Source organism: Sorangium sp. So ce302 (assembly GCF_051530145.1).
Lineage (GTDB): Bacteria > Myxococcota_A > Polyangia > Polyangiales > Polyangiaceae > Sorangium > Sorangium cellulosum_B.
Map to the genome: position 1 here is coordinate 548,448 of NZ_CP150326.1, position 23,550 is coordinate 571,997.

The following is a 23,550-nucleotide window of genomic DNA, read 5'->3' on the forward strand; positions in this document are numbered from 1 at the left end:
CTCCGGTGATCGCTGCCCTGCTCGTCAATCTCCTCCGCCTGCTGCTGCTCCCCGTCAGCGCGCTCCGCTGGGCGTTTGCTGCACCCCGGGGCGGGTATGTCGTCCTCGAAATCGATGGCCGCGTGGTCGACCTGCAGCCCCCCCGGGTCCGCCTCGCGCTCCCGTGGCGTCCGAGGAAGAGGGCTCCGCTCTCGGTGGAGCGCGTCCGCGAGCTCGGCAAGCACCTGATGAAGGATCCGCGCCCGGCGGGGCTGCTCCTCCGGATGCGGTCGGTGCACGCGGGGCCGGCGGTGGCGGCCTCGCTGCGGGACGCGCTCCTCGAGATCCGGGCGGGGGGCAAGGACATCGTCGCCTACCTGCCGATGGGCGCCGACACCACGATGCTCCTGCTCGCCTCGGCCGCGCGGGCCATCGTCGTCGGGCCCGAGACGATGGTGTCGCCGCTCGGGTTCGCGGTGGAGGGCCGCTACGTGCGCCGCGCCCTGGAGCAGGTCGGCGTCGAGCCCGAGGTGTTCGCGAAGGGGATGTACAAGAACGCCGGCGAGGTGCTCGTGCGGGACACGATGAGCGCCGCGCAGCGCGAGCAGGTGGGCGCCCTGCTCGACGGGCGCCTCGGGGACCTGACCGCGGCGCTCGCCCAGGGGCGCCGCGTCGATCGCGAGACGGCCGCGCTGTGGATCGACGAGGCCCCCTTCGGCGCGGAGCAGGCCGTCGCGCGAGGCATCGTCGACGCGGTCGCGTACGAGGACGAGCTCGAGCACATGCTCGCGGCGGGGTCGCTCCCCTGCGCGACCGCGGCGCCGCGCCGCGCCGAGATCGGCGCGGAAAACGCGGACCGCGCATCGGGTGGAGGAGGCGCAGGAGCTCGCGCCGCCGCGCGGCATTCGAAGAGCCGCCTCGTGGCGGCGGGCCGCTACCTGGGCGCGCGGCGCGCCCTCTCGATGACGCCGGTGTGGCCTCGGCCCGTCCTCGGCGTCATCGAGGTGCACGGCGCGATCGTCAGCCGCGCCCGCTTCCGGGGCGCCTCCCTGGCCAGCGAGGAGCGGCTCGTCGCGAGCCTGCGCGCGGCGCGGCAGAACCCGCGCGTCCAGGGGGTCATCCTCCACGTCGACTCGCCGGGCGGCTCCGCGCTCGCGTCCGACAGGATCCACCACGAGGTCACCCGCCTCGCGGAGGTGAAGCCCGTCGTCGCATGCCTGTCGAACGTGGCGGCGAGCGGCGGCTACTACGTGGCGGCGGCCGCGCACGCGATCGTCGCGCAGCCGCAGACGATCACGGGGAGCATCGGCGTGGTCTCGGCGCGCTTCGCGCTCGGTCCGCTGCTCGAGCGCCTCGGCATCTCGACCGACGTCGTGAAGCGCGGCGCGCGGGCCGACCTGTTCTCGCCGTCGCGCAAGCTCGACGCGGGGGAGCGGGCGGTGGTGGAGCGCGAGCTCGACGCGATCTATGCCGCGTTCCTCCGCGTCGTCGCCCGCGGCCGCCGCCGCCCGGTCGAGGAGATCGAGCCGCTCGCGCAGGGGCGCGTCTACAGCGGCGCCGACGCGCAGGCGCGCGGCCTCGTCGACATGCTCGGCGGGTTCGAGCGGGCGCTCCACGAGCTGCGCCAGATGATCGGGCCCAAGGCGGCGGCCATCGAGCCGGCCATCGTGCGCGCGTCGCGGTACATCCCACCTCCACCGCTGCTGCCGGCGCCGGTGCCCACGCTGCTCGAGCTCGTCGGGCTCCGAGGGATCGCCCAGGAGGTGGCGCTCGCCATCCACTGCGAGGGGGAGCGGGTGCTCGCGTATTGCGCGGAGGCCGACGACCTGGACTAGATGGCGACGGCCGGGCGGGGCCCCAGCACGCGCCCACGCCCACGGCTCCATGGAAGAGCTGCTGGTTGGTTAGGCGCGTTCCCGGGAAGAGGCGGATTTTCTCGCGGGAGAAGCTGTGCGTAATCTGTGCGCCCGGTGGGTAGCACCTGTTCAGAACTGATCACGGATCGCTAGGAATCCCGTACCGGACAGAGAGGCCCTATATGTGGGCCCTGTTCGGAGGGAGATCCCAACATGTAGCGGTTCTCCTTGACGCACGGACCGTTCGCGAGTTTGGATAGCAAGCGGTCAGGCGCTCCCGCATGTCGGCGCACGCCTTTCAGGCATGGCACCTGAAACTATGCTCACTGGTCTGAAGACGGAACGTTTGAGCAGGTAGTAGGGGAGAAGCGACGAGACCTGTGGAGATCGAGGCGATGAGGCCTCGGAGTTCTCCAGGGAACTCTTTGTGCTTTCGGTAGGACCCGGGTCACCGCCAGGTGCGGTGGTTCACAGGAGGACTTGGAAATGGCCCAGTCGGCAGTTGTGGGTGACGGCGGTAAGCTCCCCGCCGGGAACGGCAAGATGGCGGCACGGACGAAGGAAGAGGGGGGGGCTCGTCCGGTGACCGGGGGGGCCGCCAAGGCGCAGGTCGACGGCGCAGCCTCGAAGAAGGGCACGAAGAAAGGGGCCTCGCGCCCGCGCGGGCTCGGGTTCGACCGGCGGTTCACGCACCGGGCCGCGGATCCGCTCGATGAGGTCACCTGGGAGCGCCGATCGAGCGTCATCACCAACCCCGACGGCTCGGTCGTCTTCAAGATGGAAGGGGCCGAGATCCCCGCCGGCTGGTCGCAACTAGCGACCGACATCGTCGTCTCCAAGTACTTCCGCAAGGCGGGGATCCACGGCAAGAAGGAGCTCGGCGAGACGAGCGTCCGCCAGGTCGTCCATCGGCTAGCGCGCACCATCCGCGAAGCGGGTGAGCACTTCGGTGGCTACTTCGCCTCGGCGAAGGACGCGGACACCTTCGAGGCGGAGCTCGCCTACCTGCTCGTCCATCAGTACGGCGCGTTCAACTCGCCCGTCTGGTTCAACTGCGGGCTCTACCACCGGTACGGCATCGAGGGGTCGGGCGGCAACTACGCCTGGAACGAGGCCTCGGCCGACGCGGGGAACGGGAGCGCCAACGGGAAGGCGTCGGCGCCTCGAACGAACGGGGCGGGCGCGGTCGACGACATCGTCGAGACCCGGAACGCCTACGAGCGGCCGCAGTGCTCCGCGTGCTTCATCCAGGCGGTCCAGGACGACCTGATGAGCATCTACGACCTCGTGAAGAGCGAGGCCCGGCTGTTCAAGTACGGGTCGGGGACGGGGACAAACTTCAGCTCGATCCGCGGGAAGCAGGAGAAGCTCTCGGGCGGCGGGACGAGCTCGGGGCTCATGAGCTTCCTCGAGGTGTTCGACCGCGCCGCCGGCGCGACCAAGAGCGGCGGCACGACGCGACGCGCCGCGAAGATGGTCTGCCTCGACATGGACCACCCGGAGATCGTCGACTTCATCCAGTGGAAGGTCCGCGAGGAGAAGAAGGCGATGGCGCTCATCGGCGCGGGGTACCCCTCCGACTTCAACGGCGAGGCGTACCACACGGTGAGCGGGCAGAACTCGAACAACTCCGTGCGCGTGAGCGACGAGTTCATGCGCGCGGCGGCGACGGGCGCGGCGTGGGAGACGCGCTCCCGGACGACCGGCGAGGTCGTCGACACGCTGAGCGCCAAGGATCTCTGGCGCCAGATCGCCGAGGCGGCGTGGGGCTGCGCCGATCCGGGCGTGCAGTACGACACGACCATCAACCGCTGGCACACCTGCCCGAACACGGCGCGCATCAACGCCTCGAACCCGTGCTCGGAGTACATGTTCCTCGACGACTCGGCCTGCAACCTGGCGAGCCTGAACCTCACCAAGTTCCTCCGCGAGGACGGCTCGTTCGACATCGAGGGCTACCGCCACGCGGTGCGGGTGTTCTTCGTCGCGCAGGAGATCCTCGTCGACTTCTCGGCGTACCCGACCCGCGGCATCGCGAAGAACTCGCACGACTACCGCCCGCTCGGGCTCGGTTACGCCAACCTCGGCACCCTGCTCATGCTGCAGGGCATCCCGTACGACTCCGATCAGGGGCGCTCGGTCGCGGGCGCGCTCACCGCGATCCTCTGCGGCCACGCCTACCGGGTCTCGGCGGAGATCGCCGCCGCGAAGGGGCCGTTCGCCGGCTTCGCCAGGAACCGCGAGCCGATGCTCCGGGTGATGGGCATGCACCGGGACGCCGCCTACGCGATCGACCGCGACCGCTGCCCGGAGTCGCTCTGGCGGGCCGCGTGCGCCGACTGGGACGAGGCGGTCCGGATCGGGCAGGAGCACGGCTACCGCAACGCCCAGGCGACGGTGCTCGCCCCGACCGGCACCATCGGCCTCCTGATGGACTGCGACACGACGGGCATCGAGCCCGACTTCTCGCTCGTGAAGTTCAAGAAGCTCGCCGGCGGCGGCTACTTCAAGATCGTGAACCAGTCCGTGCCCGAGGCGCTCCGGCGGCTCGGCTACCCCGAGGCCGAGGTGCAGGAGATCGTCGCCTACGTCTCCGGCACGAACACGCTCCTGGCGGCGCCGCACGTGAACCGGGCGTCGCTCAAGGCGCGGGGGCTCACGAGCGACGACCTCGCGAAGGTCGAGGCCGCGATCCCGGGCGTCTTCGATCTGGATCTCGCCTTCGGCCCCTGGATCCTCGGCGAGGAGGCCTATGACAGGCTCGGCGTCTCCAAGGAGTCACGGGCGCGCTTCGGCTTCTCGCTGCTCCAGCACCTCGGCTTCTCGGCCGCGGAGATCGAGGAGGCGAACGAGACGATCATCGGCCGCATGACGGTGGAGGGGGCGCCTCACCTGCGCGAGGAGCACTACGCGGTGTTCGACTGCGCCAACCGCTGCGGCAAGAAGGGCCGGCGGTACCTCGCGCCGATGGCGCACGTCCGCATGATGGCGGCCGCGCAGCCGTTCCTGTCCGGCGCCATCTCGAAGACAGTGAACCTGCCGAACGACGCGACGGTCGAGGAGGTGCAGCGGATCTACGAGGAGGGGTGGCGCCTCGGGCTCAAGGCGGTCGCGCTCTACCGCGACGGCTGCAAGGCGTCGCAGCCGCTCTCGTCGACCTCGAGCTCGAGCGACAGCAAGGAGAGCAAGGGCAAGGCCGACAAGGCCGAGGTCGCCGCGCCCATCGTCCAGGCAGCGACCGCGCTGGCGAGCCAGGCGCGCCCGCGCTCGCCCTCGGCGGCGGCGCCCGAGCGGTTCCGCCTGCCCAGGAAGCGCAAGGGCTTCACGCAGGAGGCGCGCGTCGGCGGGCACAAGATCTACCTCCGCACCGGCGAGTACGACGACGGGACGCTCGGCGAGATCTTCATCGACCTCCACAAGGAGGGCGCCGCGTTCCGCTCGATGATGAACTGCTTCGCGATGGCGGTGTCGATCGGGCTCCAGTACGGCGTGCCGCTCGAGACCTTCGTCGAGCAGTACACCTTCACCCGCTTCGAGCCGCAGGGCATCGTCGAGGGGCACGACTACGTGAAGATGTCGACGTCGATCGTGGACTACCTCTTCCGCGTGCTCGGAGTCGAGTACCTGAACCGCTACGATCTCGCGCACGTCCAGCCGGTCACCTCGGCCATGGAGGACCCTGTCGAGTCGCGGGCGCAGGAGAGCGGCGCGGCGTCGTTCTCGCCAACCGCGCCGGCCGCGGTGGCGCTGGTCGAGGGCGGCGGACGGACGGCGAGCGCGCTCGACGCGCAGCTCGAGGACATGATGGGCGACGCGCCGGTCTGCGACGGCTGCGGGCACATCACCGTGAGGAACGGGGCCTGCTACAAGTGCCTCAACTGCGGCAACAGCATGGGGTGCAGCTGAGCTGCGACGGGCGGGGGTGGGGGTGACGAGGGAGGGGCCGGCGGGGGGCCCTCCCACGAACTCGCGCCTTTTCGTGGCTGCTGCCTCGTGAACGGGGAGAGCTGGGCTTGCAGCGACTCGCTGCGATGCGGGCCGGCGCTCGGGTTCGTGGGGCCCTCCCCCGCCGGCCCCTCCCTCGTCACCCCCACCCCCGCCGACTCGGGGGGGAAGGGGGGAGTGAGGGTGATCGCGGAGCGTTTTGAGGTGAGGCGGGCGCGGGAGCGCTGCGGGTGGGGCCGTACGGGCTTGTACTCGGGCAGCCGTATGGATGCGCTCGGAGAAGCTCTGTAGAAGACGGAGGCATGATCCGGTCGCGTTCGTCCATCGCCTTCGTCGTTGTTGTCTGCAGCATCCTGTCTAGCTCCTGCCGGAAAGAAGAAGCAGAGCCGGAGACGATCCCCGCGCCTACACCGACGGTCGCGCCCGTGGCGGCCGATCCGGTGCCGGCGACCCCGACGCCCGCTGCGACCCCGACGGCGGCGGCGACGCAGGAGCCCGCGGCGGGCCAGGAGCCCGCGGCGGCGGCTTCCGCCGGGGCTGCGGCGGCAGCCGATGCAGGGGCGGCGACGGCCGAGGGGGCGGCGGGGACGGCGACGTCACGGGGGGGAGGCGCCTCCATCCAGGCGTGCTGCACGGCGCTCCACGCCGTCGCCACCAAGTCGGGCAAGTCGCCGGAAGCGAAGTCGAAGGCGGCGACGGCATCGCATCTCTGCGCCGGGATCGAGAAGCTCGTGAAGAGCGGGAAGACCCCGCGCGCCAAGGCGCTCACCCAGATCCGAGCGAGCCTCGGCGGGACCACGCCGCCCGCCGAGTGCAACTGAGCCGGGCGACGTCTCGTCCCGGGTACCGGCACCCCGCCCCGATCCGGCGAGCACGAGAGCCGGAACCCTGCCGGCTGCTTGAGGGCGCGCGGCCGGACTCCGCCATGTGTGGTCGCGCGGCGTTCGTCCGCGCCGCAGCGGCGGGCGATGGCGCCCGCCGCCGCGCATCGATCCTCATGGGAAGGAGCTGTCATGCCCTCGAAGCTGGTCACCGATCGTCAGAAGAGCGCCAACTCCGTCGTCGCGTCCGGCGAGACCCACGCCGGCCGGATCGCCGCGGAGCTCGAGGCGCTGCTCTCTCCGCACCTGCGCAAGGGAGAGAAGATGCCGGACGTCTCGCTCTTCACGCACATCGTCGCGCGCGCCCTCGCCGAGGCGCGCGATCGCATGGTGGCGGCCGACGAGGCGCACCAGGCGGAGCTCGCCGACGACGCGGCCCCGCGGGAGGCCCGCGACGAGGCCGCCGCCGCGCTGTACACCGAGCTGACCGAGCTCCGCGAGTGGCTCACCGGCCTGTACGGCGCCGCGGCGCTGGCGCGCCTCGGCTTCACGGACGCGACGCCGCGCGACCCGGCGCAGCTGGAGCGCTTCGCCGGCGAGGTGGCGCGCGCGCTCGGCGCCAGGGACCTGCCGAAGCCGCGCCGCAAGGGGATCCGCTGGGACGCCGAGGAGACGGTGCTCCGGATCGAGGGCCTGCGCGGCGCGCTCCGCGGCCACCTGAAAGATGTGGCCCGCGAGGCGCGCGAGGCCGAGGCGACGCTGCTCGCCAAGACCGCTGCGATCGCGGCGTACGACGAGCGGTTCAGCCGCGCCGCGACGTTCCTCGTGGGGCTGTTCCGGCTCGCCGGTCACCCGGAGCTGGCCGCGCGGGTGCGCCCGTCCTCGCGGCGTCCCGGCCAGATCGAGGCCGACGCGCCGCCGGCGGAGCCGGGTGGCGAGGCCCCGGTGGCGCCCGAGGAGGCCGCGCCGCTCGGCGGGTGAGCGCCGTCGCCGCGGCGACGGGCGCGAGCACGAGCGCCGCGGACGCGGCCGGGAGAACCCCAGGAGCGCTCGCGAGCGCCACGGACGCGGCCGGGAGCGCCTCTCGGGACAGCAGGCGCTCGGATCTCACGTCGAGAGCGGCGCGAGCGCGAGGCCGAAGGCCAGCACCTCGTCGGCGAGCTCTTTCAGGGCGGCGTCCTCGTCCTCGAGCAGGTGAAAGCGCTTGGCGAGATCTCGCTTCGACTTGCGGGCTTGCACCCAGCTCACGACGTCCGAGAGCGCGTCCGCGCCGAGCGCGTCGACGACGTAGCACTTGCACTCTTCCCGCTTCGTGCACTGCTCGCAGGATGCCTGGTTGCAGCGGTCACGCCCGCAGTTCTTCGCGATTGGGCGCCAGTACTTGCCCTCCTCCGGCGTCCTCGGGTTGTCGATCTGGTGGAGCCGGAGCCCGTCCTTGAGGTGCGCATAGCGGAGGACGTCGGCCGGCGCGGAGCGGAGCAGCTGGGCGATCCTGTCGATGCGGGTGAGGCGCTCGGGGGACGAGAGCACCTCGCGGTAGATCGCGAGCGGCACCAGCGCCTCTGCCGTGCGCACGTGGAGCGGGCGGGCGCGCTGGTAGGTCGGACGGTCCTTGGCGGCCTCGGCCAGCTTGCGGTACGTGCCGCCGACGGCGCCACCCGGGTGTCGCTGATCGGTATCTCCGATGGCGAGCACGATGCGACCCTGATCAGCGAGGCCTCGGAACTCGCTCGCGATCGTGTCTCCGCCGCCGCCGCGAGCCTCGTGGACCATGTCGATCGCCTCCCAGTGACGCTGGGCCAGCATCATGATGCCGAGCTCTGCGAACAGGCCCGCGTCGGTCCGGTTCTCGCCGAGGAGCACGCAGCACGCCGTCTTGTGGGTCCGGTCGAAAGCCGAGAGCGGCGCGCGGATCACCTTCCGGCCGCCTGGAACCTCGCGCGCCGTCCCGTCGAACGCCGCGCCGATTCCCAGCTCGATCGACCAGGGGACCTCGTCACGCAGGCCGGCGATCTGGGCGAAGTTCTCGTCCACGTGCTGGAGGGCTCGCCGCGCGCGCGGGGACCAGCCGTGCGCCGAGCCGAGGAGCGCCTCGGTGTCCTCGGGGCGCAGCGAGATCACGTGATTGCCATCGAAGTGCGCGAGGAGCAGGTTCTCGATGGACGCGTGCGAGCTTCGCGCGGTGGCGCTGTTCGAGAGCGCATCCGCCGCCGCGGACTCGTGGAGGTGGAGAAGCACCGCGCGTCACTCCGCCGCGGAGCGTACACGTCGGTCGGCGACGGGGGACAGGAAGCCGTAGGGCCAGTCGTGGAGGGCGCCGCTGTCGCGGTAGCCGGCGAGGCGCACCTCGGCCTCGCCGGTCTCCTCGTCCTTGTCGAAGAGGACGATCTGCACGTCCTCGGCCTTCAGATGGCCCTCATGGATCAGCTTGCCGAGGCCGTTGATCAGCGACTCGCTGTGCGTCTCCACGATGATCTTCGAGCCGCTTCCGGACACCGCCTCCACGAGCATTCGCGCGAGCTTCGCCTGGGCGGCGGGGTGGAGGTGCAGCTCGGGCTGCTCGATCGCGACGAGCGGCGCGGGGGCCCGCTTCTGCATGCGGGGGCGGATGCACGCCGCCCAGAGGGCGGCGGCCAGCGGGAGGACCTCGGAGTAGCCGAAGCCCACATCGACGAGGTTGACGAAGCCCTTGGCCGGGCCCTCCTTGACGAGGATCTCGGCGTGGATCCCGGTCGTGCGGACCTTCGTCTCGAAGTCCAGCGTGGTCTGGGTGAAGCGGGCGAAGTCCTCCGCCTCGGGGGTGGAGAGCGAGCGCAGGAACATGGGGAGGTTCTTGCCGTCGGGATCCACCTCATCGACGGCGAGGTTCTGGATGCGGTAGGCGCGCTCCGGGCTCACGCGGAGGGGCTTGAGGTACGCGACGCGGCTCATGAGGTCGGCGAGGACGAGATCGGCTGCCTCGATGATGTAGGGCGAGATGCGTGCCGCTGCCGCGGAGGCGATGCGCTCGAACTCGTCGTCGCCGGGGCTGAGATCGCCCACCTTTTTCTGAAATCGAGTGTGATTCGAGAGGGAGGCGAGCCGCTTCAGCATGGCGCTTCGTTTGCCAAGCAACACCTCGTCGGCCACCGTGTCGATCGTGTCCGCCGACGTGTTTCCGTGAAAAAAAGGAACGAGCAACGCGGCGAGCGGCTTGAGCAGGACCGTATCTGCCTTCGTCTGGTAGTCGATCGCCTCGGGTACGAGCCCTTCCGGCACCTGGTGGTAGCTCAGCGTCGGCTCCGTGCCTGGTTGCAAGGTCGGCAGCAGGTACGACTTCGTTCCCAGCGAGAGAGGCGCTTCGGTCTGGATGGTCTCGTCGTTCGCAACGAGCCTGAGGAGCCGGCCCGTGGCGTCGAGCTCCCATCGGACGACATGGCCCTCGGCGCCAATTTCGTAGCCCTTCACATGAGGGGTCTCGCCTCCGGCGAGCGTCACCGCGATGTCGAAGGCAGGGTCGCCGAGAGCGACCTGTGCCTGCTCTGGCAGCCGCAGCCGGAATTGGAAGGTTACCTCCGGCTCGACGAGCCGACTGGAGGCGGCGTCCTTCAGCGAGCCAAAATCCACATACCGCTCGTGATACCAGAGGATCGGGCTGTCTCGGGGCGTCTCCACGCTCTGCCGGAGCAGCGGGAACGCTCGAAGGAATGTGCTCTTGCCCGAGCTGTTGCGGCCGACCAGGACGGTGATGGGCCGGATCGGCACGAGGCCGGTGTCCGTCAGGCACCGCAGGTTCTTCACGCCGAACGCTTCGAGGCTCACCTGACTCGGGTAGCGAACGGGTCGCAAGCGGTCAAGAACGGGGCAGGGGGCGCCCGGGATCGAGCGGTGCCGCGCGCCGCCTGCCTCCGCTGGCCCGGTACCTGGTCGCCCGCGGGCGCCTCGCCTGTTTCGGGTTCGGCCGGCGCACCGTCGCCGCAACGGGAAGGAACGCCCGGAAAACGAAGCGTGGCACGGGCAGCGCCCGACGGGCACGGCGCGCAAGGTTGGGCCCGTGCGTCGAAGGGGATCGGCGAGACGCCGTGCGGCCCCGTGAGCATGCGTCGCGTCCCTGCTCCTTGCTTCGCTGCTGGCCGTGTCCTGCTCCAGGCGTGATCGCGAGCGCCGCGGACACGGCCGGGAGAACCCCAGGAGCGCTCGCGAGCGCCGCGGACGCCGCTGGGAGAACCCCAGGAGCGCTCGCGAGCGCCGCGGACGCGGCTGGGAGCGCCCCAGGAGCGCTCGCGAGCGCCGCGGACGCGGCTGGGAGAACGCCAGGCGGGATCGCGAGCGCTGTTGCTGGAACAGACAGACTCAGGCGAAGTGGTCGTACCCCCGCGCCACGAGGTCCGTGAGCTGCCCGCCCGGTCCGAGCAACGCCACGTCGCTCGCGCCCTCCTCGCGCGGCACGCAGCGGCCGATCGCCACGAAGCCGGCGAGCTCCCCGACGTCGGGGCCCGCGACCACGACCGCGTAGTCCTCGCCGCCGTACAGCGCGAGATCCAGCGCGTCCACGCCGAGCAGCGCGGCGGCGTCGCGGAGGTCGGCGCTCACGAGCGCCGCAGGATCGAGCAGCGCGCGCACGCCGCTCGCGCGCGCGAGGTGCGCCACATCCGCGACGAGGCCGTCGGAGACGTCGATCGCCGCGCGGGCGCGCCCCGCCGCGCGGAGGCCCGCGTCGATGCGCGCCACCGGGCGGCGGAACGCGCGGATCGCCTGCTCGGCCGCGGCGCTGGCCGGCGCGATGCCGCGATCGAGCAGCGCAAAACCGGCCGCGGCGAGGCCGACCGGACCGGCCAGCGCGAGCGCGTCGCCGGGCCGCGCGCCGTCGCGCCTGAGCGGCAGAGCCGCGACGCCGAGCGCCGTCGTGGTGATCGAGATCTCGCCGCCCCGCGAGAGATTCCCGCCGATGACCGCCGTGCCGATCTCGTCGCACGCGGCGCGCTGACCCCTCGCCAGCGCGCCGAGCTCGTCGTCGCTCACGCTCGGAGGAAGCACCAGCGCGGCCAGCAGGCCGACAGGGCGCGCCCCCATCGCCGCGAGATCGCTCGCCGCGGCCATCGTCGCGCGGTAGCCGAGATCCTCGAAGCCCAGGAGATCGCGCCGGAAATGGACGCCCTCGACGGCGCTGTCGACCGTCCAGACGAGCGGCTCCGGGGCGCCCGGGAGGGCGCCGCCCCGCGGGGCCAGGGGCGCGAGGATCGCGGCGTCATCGCCGATGCCGCACAGAACATGATCGCCGGCCGCACCCCCGAGCACGGCGCGCAGCATGTCGATGCGCTTCCACTCGGAGCGCCCGCTCATTGGAAGATGGGCGGCAGGACGCTGTTCGCAGGCGAGCCAGCGACCGTCGGCAGCTTGACCACGAACACCGTGCCGCGCGGCTCGTTCGGCTCGATGCGCACCGTGCCGCTGTGCGCCTCGACCAGGCGCTTGACGATCGAGAGACCAAGCCCCGTGCCGCCGTGCTCCCGCGTCGAGCTCTGATCGATCTGGTAGAACGGGTCGAATACCTTCAGCCGCTCGCCGGCAGGGATGCCGATGCCCGTGTCCACGACGCGGATCTCGACCGCCTGCTGGAGAGGCGCGACGAGCACCAGCCCGGGGAGGTCGTCCATGTCCTCGCTCACGGCGCGCGCGACGAGCAGCACCTCGCCCCCCGCCTCGGTGAACTTCACCGCGTTCTCGACGAGGTTGATGAACACCTGGCGCAGCCGGTCGCCGTCCCCCAGCACCGGCGGGAGATCGTCCTCGGCCTGGATCCGGAGCTCGACGCCCTTCTTCGAGGCAGCTGGCGCGATGGTCGACGCCGCCTCGACGAGCACCGGGCCGACGGCCACCTCGGTGCGATGCACGATCAACGTGCCGCTCTCCAGCTTCGAGAGGTCCAGGAGGCTCATGATGAGCCCGAGCAGCTGCTCGCTCTTCGACCGGATCGTATCGATGAACTCGCGCTGCTCATCGGTCAGAGGTCCGCCGATGCCCTCGGCGAGCATCTCGCTGTACCCCATGATCGACGTGAGCGGGGTCCGGAGCTCGTGCGACACCGTGGCCAGGAAGTTCGACTTGAGCCGGTCGAGCTCCTTCAGCCGCTCGTACGCCTGCTCCAGCTCCGCGTTCTTCTGCGACAGCTCACGGAAGCTCTCGCGGATCGACGCGACGTGCATCGTCGAGGTGAGGAGCGATTTGTGCCCGCTGAACAGGATCAGATCGAGGACCGAGCGGAGGTGGTCCGCGATCGCGCCGAGCCGCTCCGGCCGGAGCCGCGGCATCCGCAGCCGCCCCTCCGCCGCAGGCGCGAGATCGAGCTGGGACGCCGCCTCGATCTGCGCGACAGGGAGATCGTCGAGGCCGTCGGGCAGGTAGGGGCCCAGGATCGACCGGCCGATCGCACGCCCGTCGTACTCGATCGGGAACACCTGGTAGAGCGCGCCCTCGAAGCAGGGATCCGCGACCTCGCTGCTGGCCGACGCGCCTTGTTTTGCCGTCCGATCCGCCGGCGCCACGCTCGCCCGCCGGCCTTCCTGCTCGCCGGTCAGGCCGCCGAGCGGCGGGAGCGGCGCGAGCGCGCCCGACTCCGCGAGCGTGGCGCCGTTGATCGATTGGATCCGGATCGGCAAGCCGAACAGCTTGTGAAATGACGCCGCCATCTCCCCGAGTGCCTGGCGATCCACGAGATCCTCGAGCGAGAGGGGGCCGATGCCGACCAGGTCGACCACCGGCGCCGCCGCGGGGGGAGGCAGCGTCGAGGGCTCAGGCGCGCTGGACGCGCCGTCGCGCTTCGAGGAGCCGGGCCCGTCCGCGACGCGCGCCGACGGCATCGGCGCGGAGCCCGGCATGCTGAGGAGATCCTCGTCGTCGAGACCGAAATCCGCCGGCGTCCCCTTGTGGGCGTCGGGCCTCATGGAACGATCCGGGAGCTCTTCTCGAGGCTGCCGCCCATGCGCCTCGCGAGGAGGTCGTTCACCGAGCTCGTCACCCCGAGCTGGCGCGCCGCGCTGTTCAGGAGCTCCTCGCCGCTGATCGACAGCCGCTTCGAGAGCTGATGCGTCTGATCGAGCGTCTCCCACGTGAGGTGGAGAAGACCCATGAGCGTCTCCACCGTGCCCACGCCGCGGGTCGCGACGGCCTTGTACACCGGCTCCTTGCCCCGCGCGGCGAGCCGCGCCAGCTCCTCGTCGCTCCGGATGTCGGGCAGGTCGCGCTTGTTGAACTGGATGACGAGCGGCATCCTCGCGAGATCGAGGCCGTTCTCTCGCAGGTTCTGGCGGAGATCGAAGAACGCCTCGGCGTTGCGCTGCGTCTCGGAGATCTGAGAGTCGGCGATCAGCGCGACCCCGTCCGCGCCCTGGAGCACGAGCCTCCGGGTGGCGGCGTGCATCGGCTGGCCGGGCACGGTGAACAGCTTGATGCGGAGCGAGACGTCGCCGTCCTTCGCGCGGAAGGTGAGCGGCAGGAGATCGAAGAACAGCGTGCGATCGTCCTGCGTCTCGAGCGTCATCAGCCGTCCGCGAGCGTCTGACCCGGCGAGGCCGTGCAGCGAGACGAGGTTCGTCGTCTTGCCGCTGAGCGCCGGGCCGTAATAGACGAGCTTGATCGTCACTTCACGGGCTGCGAAGTCGAGCTGCACGGCCGCATTCTCGCATGAGCGCCCGACGATTGGATATGGCCACGGCGCATGGCGGAGGAGGCCGGGCTGGGCCGGGTCTCCTCCCTTGTCAGGAGGCGTGCGCCCCGCTCAGGCCGAGCCGCCCGGCGCGTTGGGCACGCTGGACACGGGCGGAGGGATCGGCCTGCTCTCGCCATTTTCGACGGTCCAGAGCGCGCTCCGCAGCCCCTCCAGGCGCGACGTCAGCGCCTGGAGCGCCTCGGCCTGGGCGTCGCACGCCTTGAGCTGGCTCTCGCTGCTCGGCTCGGCTTGGACCCGCTCCTCGCGCGCCGCCTTGAGGACCTCGATGACCTCCCGGTGCAGCTCCTGGCCGGCCGTGACCACCCACGCGTCGAGCCGGCTCGCGAACTCCTGGATCATCTCGTCGAGCTTCGGCCCGATCCGGGTGGCGGCCTCGCGCAGCGCGATCGGCGCCATCTCCTTCGCCTTCTTGCGGGTCTCGGCCTCGACCTTCTCCTTCACGTACACGGCCAGGACAGGCGCCGCGAGCGCCAGGATCCCGCCGAGCAGGGCGTTCGTGAACATCACGCCGAGGCCGATGGTGAAGAGCGCGAAGACGCCGACATCGTAGCCGAACGTGTCGACCTCGACGTTCGGCGGCTTCACGTCGCCGCCGAGCGCCTCGCTGACCCGCTTCGCCACGTCGTGCGCGTCCTCGCGCACGAGCGCGATCGTCTTCTCGGCGAGCGCCTCGAGCGCCGTGGCGATCTCCTTCGTCTCGGCCTGCGCCCACTCGGCGAACGTGCGCTCCAGGAACGCCCCGAGGTAGACCTTGATCTCGTCGGTGTGGGCCTCGTCGATGATCGCCGGGAGCTGCCGGAGCACATCGTCGACGAAGCGATCGAGGTCGCGATGCACCCACGCCCGGATGGCGCTCACCTCCTCGCGGATGCCGGCGCGCCGCTCCTCGATGGTGCGCGACTGGCCGGCCAGATCCTTCTCGATCATCTCGATGCGGCGGCTGAGCTCCTCGCGCGACATCGCGGTCGCCCGCCGCCGCGCGTCCACGCCCTTGCCGAGCAGGCGCGCGGACTCGAGGCCCTCGCCGAGCGCGTTGTCGAGCAGGATGCGCCCGCGCTCCTCGGCGAGGAAACGGGTCAGGTGATCGAGCAGCTCCGGCATCCCGCTGCCGGGCCGATCACCCTCCAGCGCCCGCTCGCTCGAGATCGGGAAGACCACGGGCGATTTCACGAGCTTCCCGAGCTCGCTCCGGATGTACGCGAGCGCCTCGACCTCCTCGTCCTGGCTCCAGATGTCGCGCTTCGTCACGACGAACAGGATCTTGTCGCGCGACTGCCCGAGCAGCTTCTCCTGGAGGAAGACCCGCTCGCTCTCCTTGAGCGGCTGGCCGGCGTCGATGAGGAACAGCACGGCGTCCGACCGCGGGATGTAGCTGTAGGTGATGTCCGCCCGCTGGAGCGAGAGGTCGTTCACCCCGGGGGTGTCGACGAGGACCACGCGCTCGCGCAGGAGCTCGGCCGGGTACCCGACCTCGAGGAACTTCACCTCGCCGGCGCTCGACGAGCGCTCGCCGCCGACGGTGAAGGCCCGCACGTCCTCGAACGGCAGGCCGGTGCGCTCGCCCGACGCGTAGACCACCTCGGCGCGCGGATCGGCCGCGTACTCGAGGTGGTGGATCACCGCCGTCGTGGGCGTCACGCCGACGGGGAGGATCGAGGCGCCGAGCAGCGCGTTCACGAACGTCGTCTTGCCGTGGTTGAACTCGCCGACCACGACGAGGTGGAAGCGATCGGCGTCGAGCTTCTTCACGAGATCGTTCGTGATGCGCGTCGCGACGCTCTTGGCGCCGAGGGCCTCGGCGAACGTCACGAGATCCCTGAGCGCCCCGGTCACGTCGTCTTTGCGGCTGTGGAAGGATTCGAGCATGTGCGTCTACCTCGGCCTTGCGCCTTGCCAGGAGCGGGAGCCCCTCAGCCCCAGATCTTGATGACTTCGTGCACCTTCTCGTCGACCTCCTCCATGGAGAGGCCGCCCGCGCCGAGCCCGGCGTGGCGCTTGTAGAGCTCGCTCTCGGCGAAGGCCCGGAGCGCGAGGACGCGCTTCGGCAGCCACGGGTGGCTGGCCGTGAACTCGGCGAACCTGCCGACGCCGCCCTTGCCCTCCTCGTGCTGGGCGATGAACGCCTCGAGGTTGAGCTCCTCGTACAGCTTGGTCGAGCCGAGCGCGAGCTTGGTGAGCGCGCGCGTCGAGACGTCGAGGCTCTTCGCGCAGAGCAGGCCGGCGCGGTCGCAGGTGACCTCGGCCCGGCGCGACCAGCCGGAGAGCGCGAGCATCGCCGGGCCGACGATCCACTTCACGAAGACCGACGCCATCCGCGTCAGGTAGTGCATGGCGGTCAGGTAGACCACGTGGCTGTTGTGGATGTGGCCGCACTCATGGCCGATGACGCTGAGCAGCTCGTCGTCGGTGAAATGATCGACCAGCGCCGAGTGCACCATGATGAACGAGTCGTCGTTCGTCCCGTAGGTGGCCGCGTTGAGGGTGGGGCTGTTGACGATGTAGATCGTCGGGGTCGCGATCCCGAGCGTCTCGGCGCAGTGGACCGCGAGCTTGTGGACACGCGGGAACTGCGCGGGGCCGACCTTGACGGCGTGGCCGAGCAGCTCGTTCTTGCCGACCGTCTTGAACAGCCTGACCGCGGCGGTCACGGCGAGCTCGACCGGACGCATCTTCTCGAAGGCGAGCCGCGTGTTCTTGTCGGACACGTAGGCATACGCGTTGCCCGCGCCGTCCCCGCCGCCCGCGCGCTGGCCCTTCCGTCTCTCGATGAAGCCCTTGAAATCGAGCGTTCCGACCTGTGCCATTCGGCGAAGGTAACGGCCTAGCCGGGACCGCGCAACGCCGCCATCGCCAGGCGCAGCGAAGTTAACGCAAAATCACAGACGACCTCCGCTCACATCTGAATCAGTCGGCGAAGGCGCCAAGCAGACGGTGATCAGACAGCGGAAGACGTCGGCGCGAGTCGACGCGGATCAGACGCCGAGCAGAGCGAGGAGCCCCTCCGGGCCGAGGCGCTCGAGCGTCCGCTGCCGCGCAAGGAAGCGCCGGAAGTCCTTGTAGACACCGCTGCCCTTCGGGCGGAGCTCGAAATCGGTGATGCGCGTGATGGAGAACCTCAGCGCCGCGATCACGCTCTCGTGGAACAAACGGTCGCGCTCCTCGGTTGAGAGCGGCCGCACCGCCGTGTAGCCGGCGGCGAGCGCGGCCGCGAGATCCGGGTCGAGATCGTCGCCGAAGCACCACGCGAGCATCGTGACGGCGAGGTCGAACGCGGCGCTCCCGCGCGAGGCGCTCTCGAAATCGAGCAGCGCCGAGATCTCGCCGGCCTCCCAGAGCACGTTGTCGCGGAAGAGGTCGCCATGGATCAGCGTCTGGGGGCCGGGTGTCCGCGGCGCCGCGGCGCGGATCCGTTCGAGCCGGCCGGTGAGCTCGTCGACGGCGGCGGCCACGTCGGGCGGGAGGGCCGGGGCGGGAGCGGGGGCCGTCGACTTCGCGCCCGCAGGGGAACGGAGCCCCCGGAGCCGCTGGTCGAGGCTGTCGAGGTCGAACCGGCTGGCGTTCGCCCCCTCGAACGAGGCGCCGACGAGGTGCACCCGCGCCAGGGCCGCGCCGACGCGGCGGGTCGCGTCCGGCGTGACGCGCGCCTGGCAGAGCGACGCTCCCCCGACCCACGGGAACAGCGCGACCGGCTTTCCAGCGTGCTCCGCGACGAACGCGGCGCCCTCCGACGCGGCGTCCGTGTCGGAGGGCGCCGCGTCGCGGCGCCGGAGCGGCTGCGGGGTGGCGACGCCCCCGGCCGCGAGGTGCTCGAGCATGCGGGCTTCGCGTGACGCCGCGCCGAGCTGCTGCTCCTCGTAGACCCGCAGGAACACCTGTCCGCGGCCGTCGGCGAGCGCCAACGCGAAGTTGGAGTTGACGCTCCCGGCGAGCAGGCCGCGCACGTCGGCGATCTCCAGGCCGTAGAGCGCGCCGATGCGGCGGGCATCCGCGAGCGAGAGGGGGGTCAGGATGGCCATCGCGGCGCAGGGTAGCCTCGCCTCGCCCGCGGTCTCTACAGGAACCTGGAGGAGCGCGCCGAGCGGGAGGCGAGGAGGGACGGGGAGGCAACGGAAGGGGGACGAGCGGTGAGAAAATGCGCGCTCCACACGAAGATCCGCGGTGCCCCTGGTCGCGGACCGGCCCCGCGTGCGTTATGAAATCGAGTGAGCGGGAGCGACATCCCCCTTCGATTATCGAATGCCCACCCTCTACGGAAACACCACCGGACTCAGCCCCCAGGCCACCAAGACCCTCGAGCGCATCTACCGCCGCAAGGTCCCGCTCGCCAGCATCGCCACGCCCGAGCTCATCAAGGCGCTCGCCGAGGCGTCGCATGAGACGGGGCGCCAGGTCGGCGCGCTGGTGCACCGCTCGGGCGAGATCGACTACGTCATCGTCGGCGACGCGACCCGGCTGATGCTGCCGGACATCGGGCGCCTCCGCGCCGCGCAGGGCCGCTTCAGGGCGCTGCGGCTCGTCCACACACACCTCTTCAACGAGCCGCTCACCCGGGACGATCTCGTGGATCTCGTCCGTCTCCGGCTCGACCTGGTCGCGGCCGTGCAGCTCACCCCGCAGGGCGAGCCGCGGACCCTCCAGTACGCGTACAACGTGCCGGTCCACGGGAAGGAAGCGGTCACGGTGACCGTGGACGAGGCCGAGGGACGCGGCGACAGCCGCGGGGAGGCGGCGCTGCCGTATCGGACCGTGGGCCCCGTCGCGATCGGCCGCGCCGACGTCGATTTCGGCGCGCTCATCCAGGCGCTCGAGGACGAGTTCACGAAGCGGTCGCGCACGCGGTCGGTCGCGGCGAAGGACGGCCGCGCGATCCTCGTCCACGTCGCCGAGAAATCCAAGGTGGGGGCGCTCGCCCGGGCCGAGGAGAGCCTGCGCGAGCTGACCGAGCTCGCCGGCACCGCGGGCGTCGACGTCGCGGACACGGTCCTCCAGCTGCGCGATCGGCTCGACCCGCGGCTCGTGCTCGGCAAGGGCAAGCTGGACGAGGTCGTGCTGCGCGCCTCGGAGCTCGACGCGGAGACGCTGGTCTTCGACCGGGATCTGACCCCCTCCCAGGCCTCGGCGATCGCGAAGCACACGGATCTCAAGGTGCTCGACCGGACGCAGCTCATCCTCGACATCTTCGCCCAGCGGGCCGAGTCGTCGGACGGCAAGCTCCAGGTCGAGCTGGCCCAGCTGAAGTACACGCTCCCTCGCCTCGGGCAGAAGGACGACTCCCTGTCTCGCCTGACGGGCGGCATCGGCGGGCGCGGTCCGGGCGAGACGAAGCTCGAGATCGGGCGCCGCCGCGCGAAGGAGCGCGTCAGCTTCCTGGAGGCGCAGCTGAAGCGGCTCTCCCGCCAGCGCGAGCAGCGCCGCCGCCGCCGCACCCGGCTCGGCGTGCCGGTGGTCTCGATCGTCGGTTACACGAACGCCGGCAAGAGCACGCTGCTGAACACGCTGACCGGCGCCGACGTGCTCGCCGAGAACAAGCTGTTCGCGACCCTTGACACCCGCTCGAGGCGGCTCCGTTTCCCCGAGGAGCGCGAGGTGGTGATCACCGACACCGTCGGCTTCATCCGGGAGCTGCCGAAGGACCTGTTCGCCGCCTTCCGGGCGACGTTCGAGGAGGCCGCCGACGCCGACCTCCTGCTCCACGTCGTGGACGCGAGCGATCCCGCACGCGACCAGCACATCGAGACGACCGAGGCGCTGCTGACCGAGCTCGATCTCATCGGCATCCCCCGCATCGTGGTGTTCAACAAGGCGGACCTGATCGCCCCGGCGGAGGGGCGGCGGCTGCTCCTCGGGCACCCGGATGCGGTGGTCCTGTCCGCCACGGACCGGGAGACGACGCGGGAGCTGCTCGCGAAGCTCGCGGAGCGGCTCAAGAGCCGCTGGGAAGAGGCCGCGATGGTGCCTGCCTACGAGGCGGAAGCCGCGGAGGACGAGCTCGGGGACGGCGGGCTGTTCGAGGGAGAAGCCGAGTCGATGACGGTGCTGGGCCCGCCTTCGAGCTCCGGGGCAGGAGAGATCAGCGCGCGTGTGAGAGGGACGTTCGAGGCGTGAGCTCCGCCGGGCTCCCTGGGGAGCCCGGCGGGAGCCGGAGAGAGCTCAAGGCGTCTCCGGGATCTCCTCACACGTGAAGAGGGGGCTGGGGAGGCACTTGCCGCTCGCGCACTGCTCGTTGGTGGTGCACTCCTCGCCACCCACCAGCTTGCAAGCGCCCTTGCCATCGCAGGCGTTGATGCCGCTGCAGTCCGCCCCGTCCTCGCTGCCGAGCGGGATGTTCGAGCACGTACCCTCCGACCCCGCGACGTTGCAGGCCATGCACGCCGTGTCGCAGGCGGCGTTGCAGCAGACGCCGTCAACGCAGAGCCCGGTGGCGCACTCGCTCGCTTCCGTGCACTCCACGCCGTTCGCGGGTTTGCACTCGCCTGCGGCGTCGCACGCCTGGCCCTCGTCGCAGCCCAGGCCCTCCGCGCCGGCCGCGGCCAGCTCGCAGGCGCCGTCTGCGCACTCGTGGCACTTCGCGCAATGCGTGTCCTCCGTGCACTCGGTGAAGCAGGCGTCGGCCTCCGGATCGCAGGCGAACTCCTCGCACGCTTTCTCCTCGCCGGGCCCGCACTCCACGCTCTCCCCGTCGCAGGTGCCGCGGCTCGTCTCGACGCCCTCGGAGCACGTCGGCTCGCCGCACTCGGTCTCGGCCTTCGAGGGGCCGCACTTGCCGTCGTCGCCCGACGCCTTGAGCGCGGCGGTGCAGGCGTCGCACTCCGCATTGCAGGCGGCGTCGCAGCAGACGTCGTCGGCGCAGAAGCCGCTCGCGCAGTCCGTGGCTGCGGTGCACGCCTTGGCGGTGTCGCACTTCGGACAGATGGAACCGCCGCAGTCGACGTCGGTCTCTTCGTTGTTCTTCGTGCCGTCAGAACATCCGTCGTCGGGGACGTCCTCGTCCCCCGGGATGCGCGAGCGATCGACCGAGGCGATGAGCTCGCAGCCCATCCCGAGAGCCGAGAGCGCGCCAGCGCAGAGCGCCATCGCGAGAAGATGCTGTTTCTTCCACATAGTAGTCCCCTTAGAAGGTAAACCGCGCGGCGGCGCCGCCGCCTGTCGGGCTGACGAACGGAGTGACGAACGCCTTCTTCGTCACGCTCGACGCTGCGGCCTTCGCCTGGGCCGGGTCGTCGCTGAGGAGCAGGACCGCGCCGGTGACGCCGAACGTGAGCGCCACCGCGAAGGACATGTCCGCGATGAGCGCGAAGCGATCGACCTTGTCCGCGGTCTTGGTCGTCGGGGCGTCATCGAAGTCGCTCTTCGCGCCGAGCGCCTGGATGCCGAAGATCGTCCCGACCACCACACCGGCGCCCGCGAGCCCGAGGGTGACGTAGGCCGGCACCGGAGAGCGCGGCTCGATCGGCGCTGACGGCGGCGGCGGCTGCGCGGGCGGCACGTCGGCGGGCGGCGGCGGGGTGGGGGGCTGGGCCGGCGTCGCAGCGACCGGCGCCGGCGCCTGCGGCGTCAGCGTGACGTTGACCTCGCGCGCCTCGGCGAAGGTGACCTCGAGCTCCTGGCTCGCGTCGGCGAACCCCTCGGCGGAGACGGTGAGGGTGTGCTTGCCGGGCGGGACCGAGAGCTCCTTGCCGGTCTGGGCCACGCCGTCGACCGCGACCTTGAGGCCAGGCGGCGCCTCCGGGACGGTCGCGACCTTCACCTTCGCCGGCGTCTTCTTCAGGGCCTCGACGCGCGCCTGACCCTCGGCGATCTTCTCCTTGAACTTCTCGGCGTCCGGTTTCGAATCGAGGAACGCCTGCCAGGCCGCGACGGCCTCGGTGACGAGGCCCTGCTTGTCGAGCGAGAGGGCGAGCTTGTACTTCGGTGCGGCGCCGGGCACGTGCTCGTCCGCCTGGCGGTACAGGTCGGCCGCGACGGTGTACTCGCCCTTGTCGAACCTGGCCTCGGCCTCCTTGTAGAGCTTCTTCGCCTCGTCCTTCTTCTGCTTCTCGGTCAGCGCCTTCTTCGGCTTGGTGGTGGTCACCTTCGTCGCGGGCTCACCGGCCTTCGCGGGAGCCGCCGTCGCGGGCGTGCCCGCCTTCGCGGGAGCCGCAGCGGGCGTCCCGGTCGCGGGCGGCGTCGCGCCGGCCGCGGGCGGCGTCGCAGCGGGGGTGGGCGCCTGCGCCGCGGATGCGGCTGGCTTCACAGGAGCCGCCGCGGCGGCCGGCTTACCTGCCGGGGGCGCTGCCGGCTTGGCATCCGTCTGCGCAGATGCCGGACTGACGCTCGTCAGCGTCAGGAGCCCAGAGACCATCGCCGCCGAGGTCAACATCGTCAGCCGGCCCGATCGTGAACGCATACCGTAAGCCCTCCTCCGCGGATAGTGTCGCGTGGGCGCCCACTTAAGCCTTGAAGGCCGCTCTACACAAGGGGTTTCGCGTTCATCCGGGGGCGCGTGCGCCTTGGCCCAGGCCCGCGCCCCCGCCGCGCCCCCGCCGCTTTGGCGCGGCCTCCTCGGACATCAAGGCTCGTCGCCTCGCTCCAGCCATGCAGGGAACCGAAGCCTCGCCTCCAGCCCGAAGCCCAGGGTCGCCCGGCGCATGCGCGCGGCCCGCTCGGGGCCCCGAGGGAGGCTCTCGCGGAGCCTGCGCAGCGCCTCGATGTAGCGGGCGAACCGAGGATCCGAGAAGAGGGCGCCGAGGTCCTCCCGGATGCGCCGTATCGTTCCAGGGCTGACGCCATGGCTGCTGAAGCTCATCGTCAGTCCGGAGGCAGAGACCACCGAAGGGTTGACGAAGTTCGACACCTCCGGGCGATCCAGCGTGCAGACGAGGCGCCCGGCGCCCGCGAGCTCTCCGTGGAGGCGCCGCGAGAGCGCCTCGTCGCCCGGCACGAGGAACACGATCGCCGCCCCGGCGAGATCGCCGTCCAGGAATGCTCGCCGGTGCAGATCGAGCCGCCCCTCCCGGCTGGCTTGCTCGATGGACCCGTCGACCTGCCCTGGCGCGACGACGGAGACGCGAGCGCCCGCCGAGAGGAGGCGCTCCACCGTGTACGGCGCGTCGCCGTCCGCGCCGATGACGAGCGCCCGCTGGCCGTTGAGATCGAGCGCGATGGGAAAGAGGCGCATGGGGGTGGAGCCGACACGAACAGAGCGTCCGCGCGACGAGTGTAGACCGACGCGCCGCCCGGCGGGCGAGGGCGTGACGTCGAG

Annotated in this window: 16 protein-coding genes; 5 read left to right on the plus strand and 11 right to left on the minus strand. The window is 71.2% G+C overall.

Annotated features, from left to right (window positions below):
* The first annotated feature begins 5 nt into the window (after nucleotides 1-5).
* The 4 genes from sppA (at nucleotide 6) to WME73_RS02095 (ending at nucleotide 7,582) form a co-directional block, all read left to right on the plus strand.
* Nucleotides 6-1,814: a signal peptide peptidase SppA gene (gene sppA / locus WME73_RS02080; protein ID WP_437914589.1), complete on the plus strand. Its 1,809-nt coding sequence runs from the start codon at nucleotides 6-8 to the stop codon at nucleotides 1,812-1,814.
* 507 nt (nucleotides 1,815-2,321) lie between these two features.
* Entirely contained in the window at nucleotides 2,322-5,741 is a 3,420-nt protein-coding gene (locus tag WME73_RS02085; protein ID WP_437743897.1) for a vitamin B12-dependent ribonucleotide reductase, read from the plus strand.
* A 341-nt stretch (nucleotides 5,742-6,082) separates the two neighbouring features.
* Nucleotides 6,083-6,601 (plus strand): hypothetical protein, encoded by a 519-nt coding sequence (locus tag WME73_RS02090; RefSeq protein WP_437914590.1) that lies wholly within the window; start codon nucleotides 6,083-6,085, stop codon nucleotides 6,599-6,601.
* 192 nt (nucleotides 6,602-6,793) lie between these two features.
* A complete protein-coding gene (locus WME73_RS02095) occupies nucleotides 6,794-7,582 on the plus strand; it encodes a hypothetical protein (protein WP_437743899.1) in 789 nt (262 codons plus the stop codon).
* A gap of 126 nt (nucleotides 7,583-7,708) precedes the next feature.
* Here WME73_RS02095 and WME73_RS02100 read toward each other — a convergent pair whose 3' ends face one another.
* The 8 genes from WME73_RS02100 to WME73_RS02135 form a co-directional block, all read right to left on the minus strand.
* Nucleotides 7,709-8,839 carry a hypothetical protein gene (locus WME73_RS02100; protein ID WP_437914591.1) on the minus strand — a complete coding sequence of 377 codons (1,131 nt, stop codon included), beginning with the start codon at nucleotides 8,837-8,839 and terminating at the stop codon, nucleotides 7,709-7,711.
* A 6-nt stretch (nucleotides 8,840-8,845) separates the two neighbouring features.
* A complete protein-coding gene (locus WME73_RS02105) occupies nucleotides 8,846-10,402 on the minus strand; it encodes an AAA family ATPase (RefSeq protein ID WP_437914592.1) in 1,557 nt (518 codons plus the stop codon).
* Nucleotides 10,403-10,933: 531 nt separating this feature from the next.
* Complete coding sequence (gene thiL, locus WME73_RS02110) at nucleotides 10,934-11,923, minus strand: thiamine-phosphate kinase (RefSeq protein ID WP_437914593.1); 990 nt, start codon at nucleotides 11,921-11,923, stop codon at nucleotides 10,934-10,936.
* Nucleotides 11,920-13,524 carry a sensor histidine kinase gene (locus tag WME73_RS02115; protein WP_437743903.1) on the minus strand — a complete coding sequence of 535 codons (1,605 nt, stop codon included), beginning with the start codon at nucleotides 13,522-13,524 and terminating at the stop codon, nucleotides 11,920-11,922. Before WME73_RS02115 ends, thiL begins: the two co-directional genes overlap by 4 nt.
* Nucleotides 13,521-14,249 carry a GTP-binding protein gene (locus WME73_RS02120; RefSeq protein ID WP_012233021.1) on the minus strand — a complete coding sequence of 243 codons (729 nt, stop codon included), beginning with the start codon at nucleotides 14,247-14,249 and terminating at the stop codon, nucleotides 13,521-13,523. The genes WME73_RS02115 and WME73_RS02120 overlap by 4 nt, the downstream gene beginning before the upstream one ends.
* A 108-nt stretch (nucleotides 14,250-14,357) precedes the next feature.
* Nucleotides 14,358-16,175 (minus strand): dynamin family protein, encoded by a 1,818-nt coding sequence (locus WME73_RS02125; RefSeq protein ID WP_437861544.1) that lies wholly within the window; start codon nucleotides 16,173-16,175, stop codon nucleotides 14,358-14,360.
* Between the two features lie 44 nt (nucleotides 16,176-16,219).
* Nucleotides 16,220-17,113 (minus strand): M48 family metallopeptidase, encoded by an 894-nt coding sequence (locus tag WME73_RS02130; protein ID WP_437743905.1) that lies wholly within the window; start codon nucleotides 17,111-17,113, stop codon nucleotides 16,220-16,222.
* Between the two features lie 168 nt (nucleotides 17,114-17,281).
* Entirely contained in the window at nucleotides 17,282-18,325 is a 1,044-nt protein-coding gene (locus WME73_RS02135; protein WP_437914594.1) for a homoserine kinase, read from the minus strand.
* Between the two features lie 220 nt (nucleotides 18,326-18,545).
* Between WME73_RS02135 and hflX the strand changes: the two genes are divergently transcribed.
* On the plus strand, nucleotides 18,546-20,414 hold the full coding sequence (gene hflX / locus WME73_RS02140; RefSeq protein ID WP_437743907.1) for a GTPase HflX: 1,869 nt from the start codon (nucleotides 18,546-18,548) through the stop codon (nucleotides 20,412-20,414).
* 45 nt (nucleotides 20,415-20,459) lie between these two features.
* Here hflX and WME73_RS02145 read toward each other — a convergent pair whose 3' ends face one another.
* The 3 genes from WME73_RS02145 to WME73_RS02155 all read right to left on the minus strand — a co-directional run bounded on the left by WME73_RS02145 (nucleotide 20,460) and on the right by WME73_RS02155 (nucleotide 23,466).
* Complete coding sequence (locus WME73_RS02145; protein WP_437743908.1) at nucleotides 20,460-21,410, minus strand: hypothetical protein; 951 nt, start codon at nucleotides 21,408-21,410, stop codon at nucleotides 20,460-20,462.
* A 10-nt stretch (nucleotides 21,411-21,420) separates the two neighbouring features.
* The gene (locus tag WME73_RS02150) at nucleotides 21,421-22,695 is read right to left on the minus strand and encodes a PEGA domain-containing protein (protein WP_437743909.1); all 1,275 of its coding nucleotides are present in this window, start codon (nucleotides 22,693-22,695) and stop codon (nucleotides 21,421-21,423) included.
* A gap of 162 nt (nucleotides 22,696-22,857) precedes the next feature.
* Entirely contained in the window at nucleotides 22,858-23,466 is a 609-nt protein-coding gene (locus tag WME73_RS02155) for a precorrin-2 dehydrogenase/sirohydrochlorin ferrochelatase family protein (RefSeq protein ID WP_437743910.1), read from the minus strand.
* Nucleotides 23,467-23,550 lie beyond the last annotated feature (84 nt).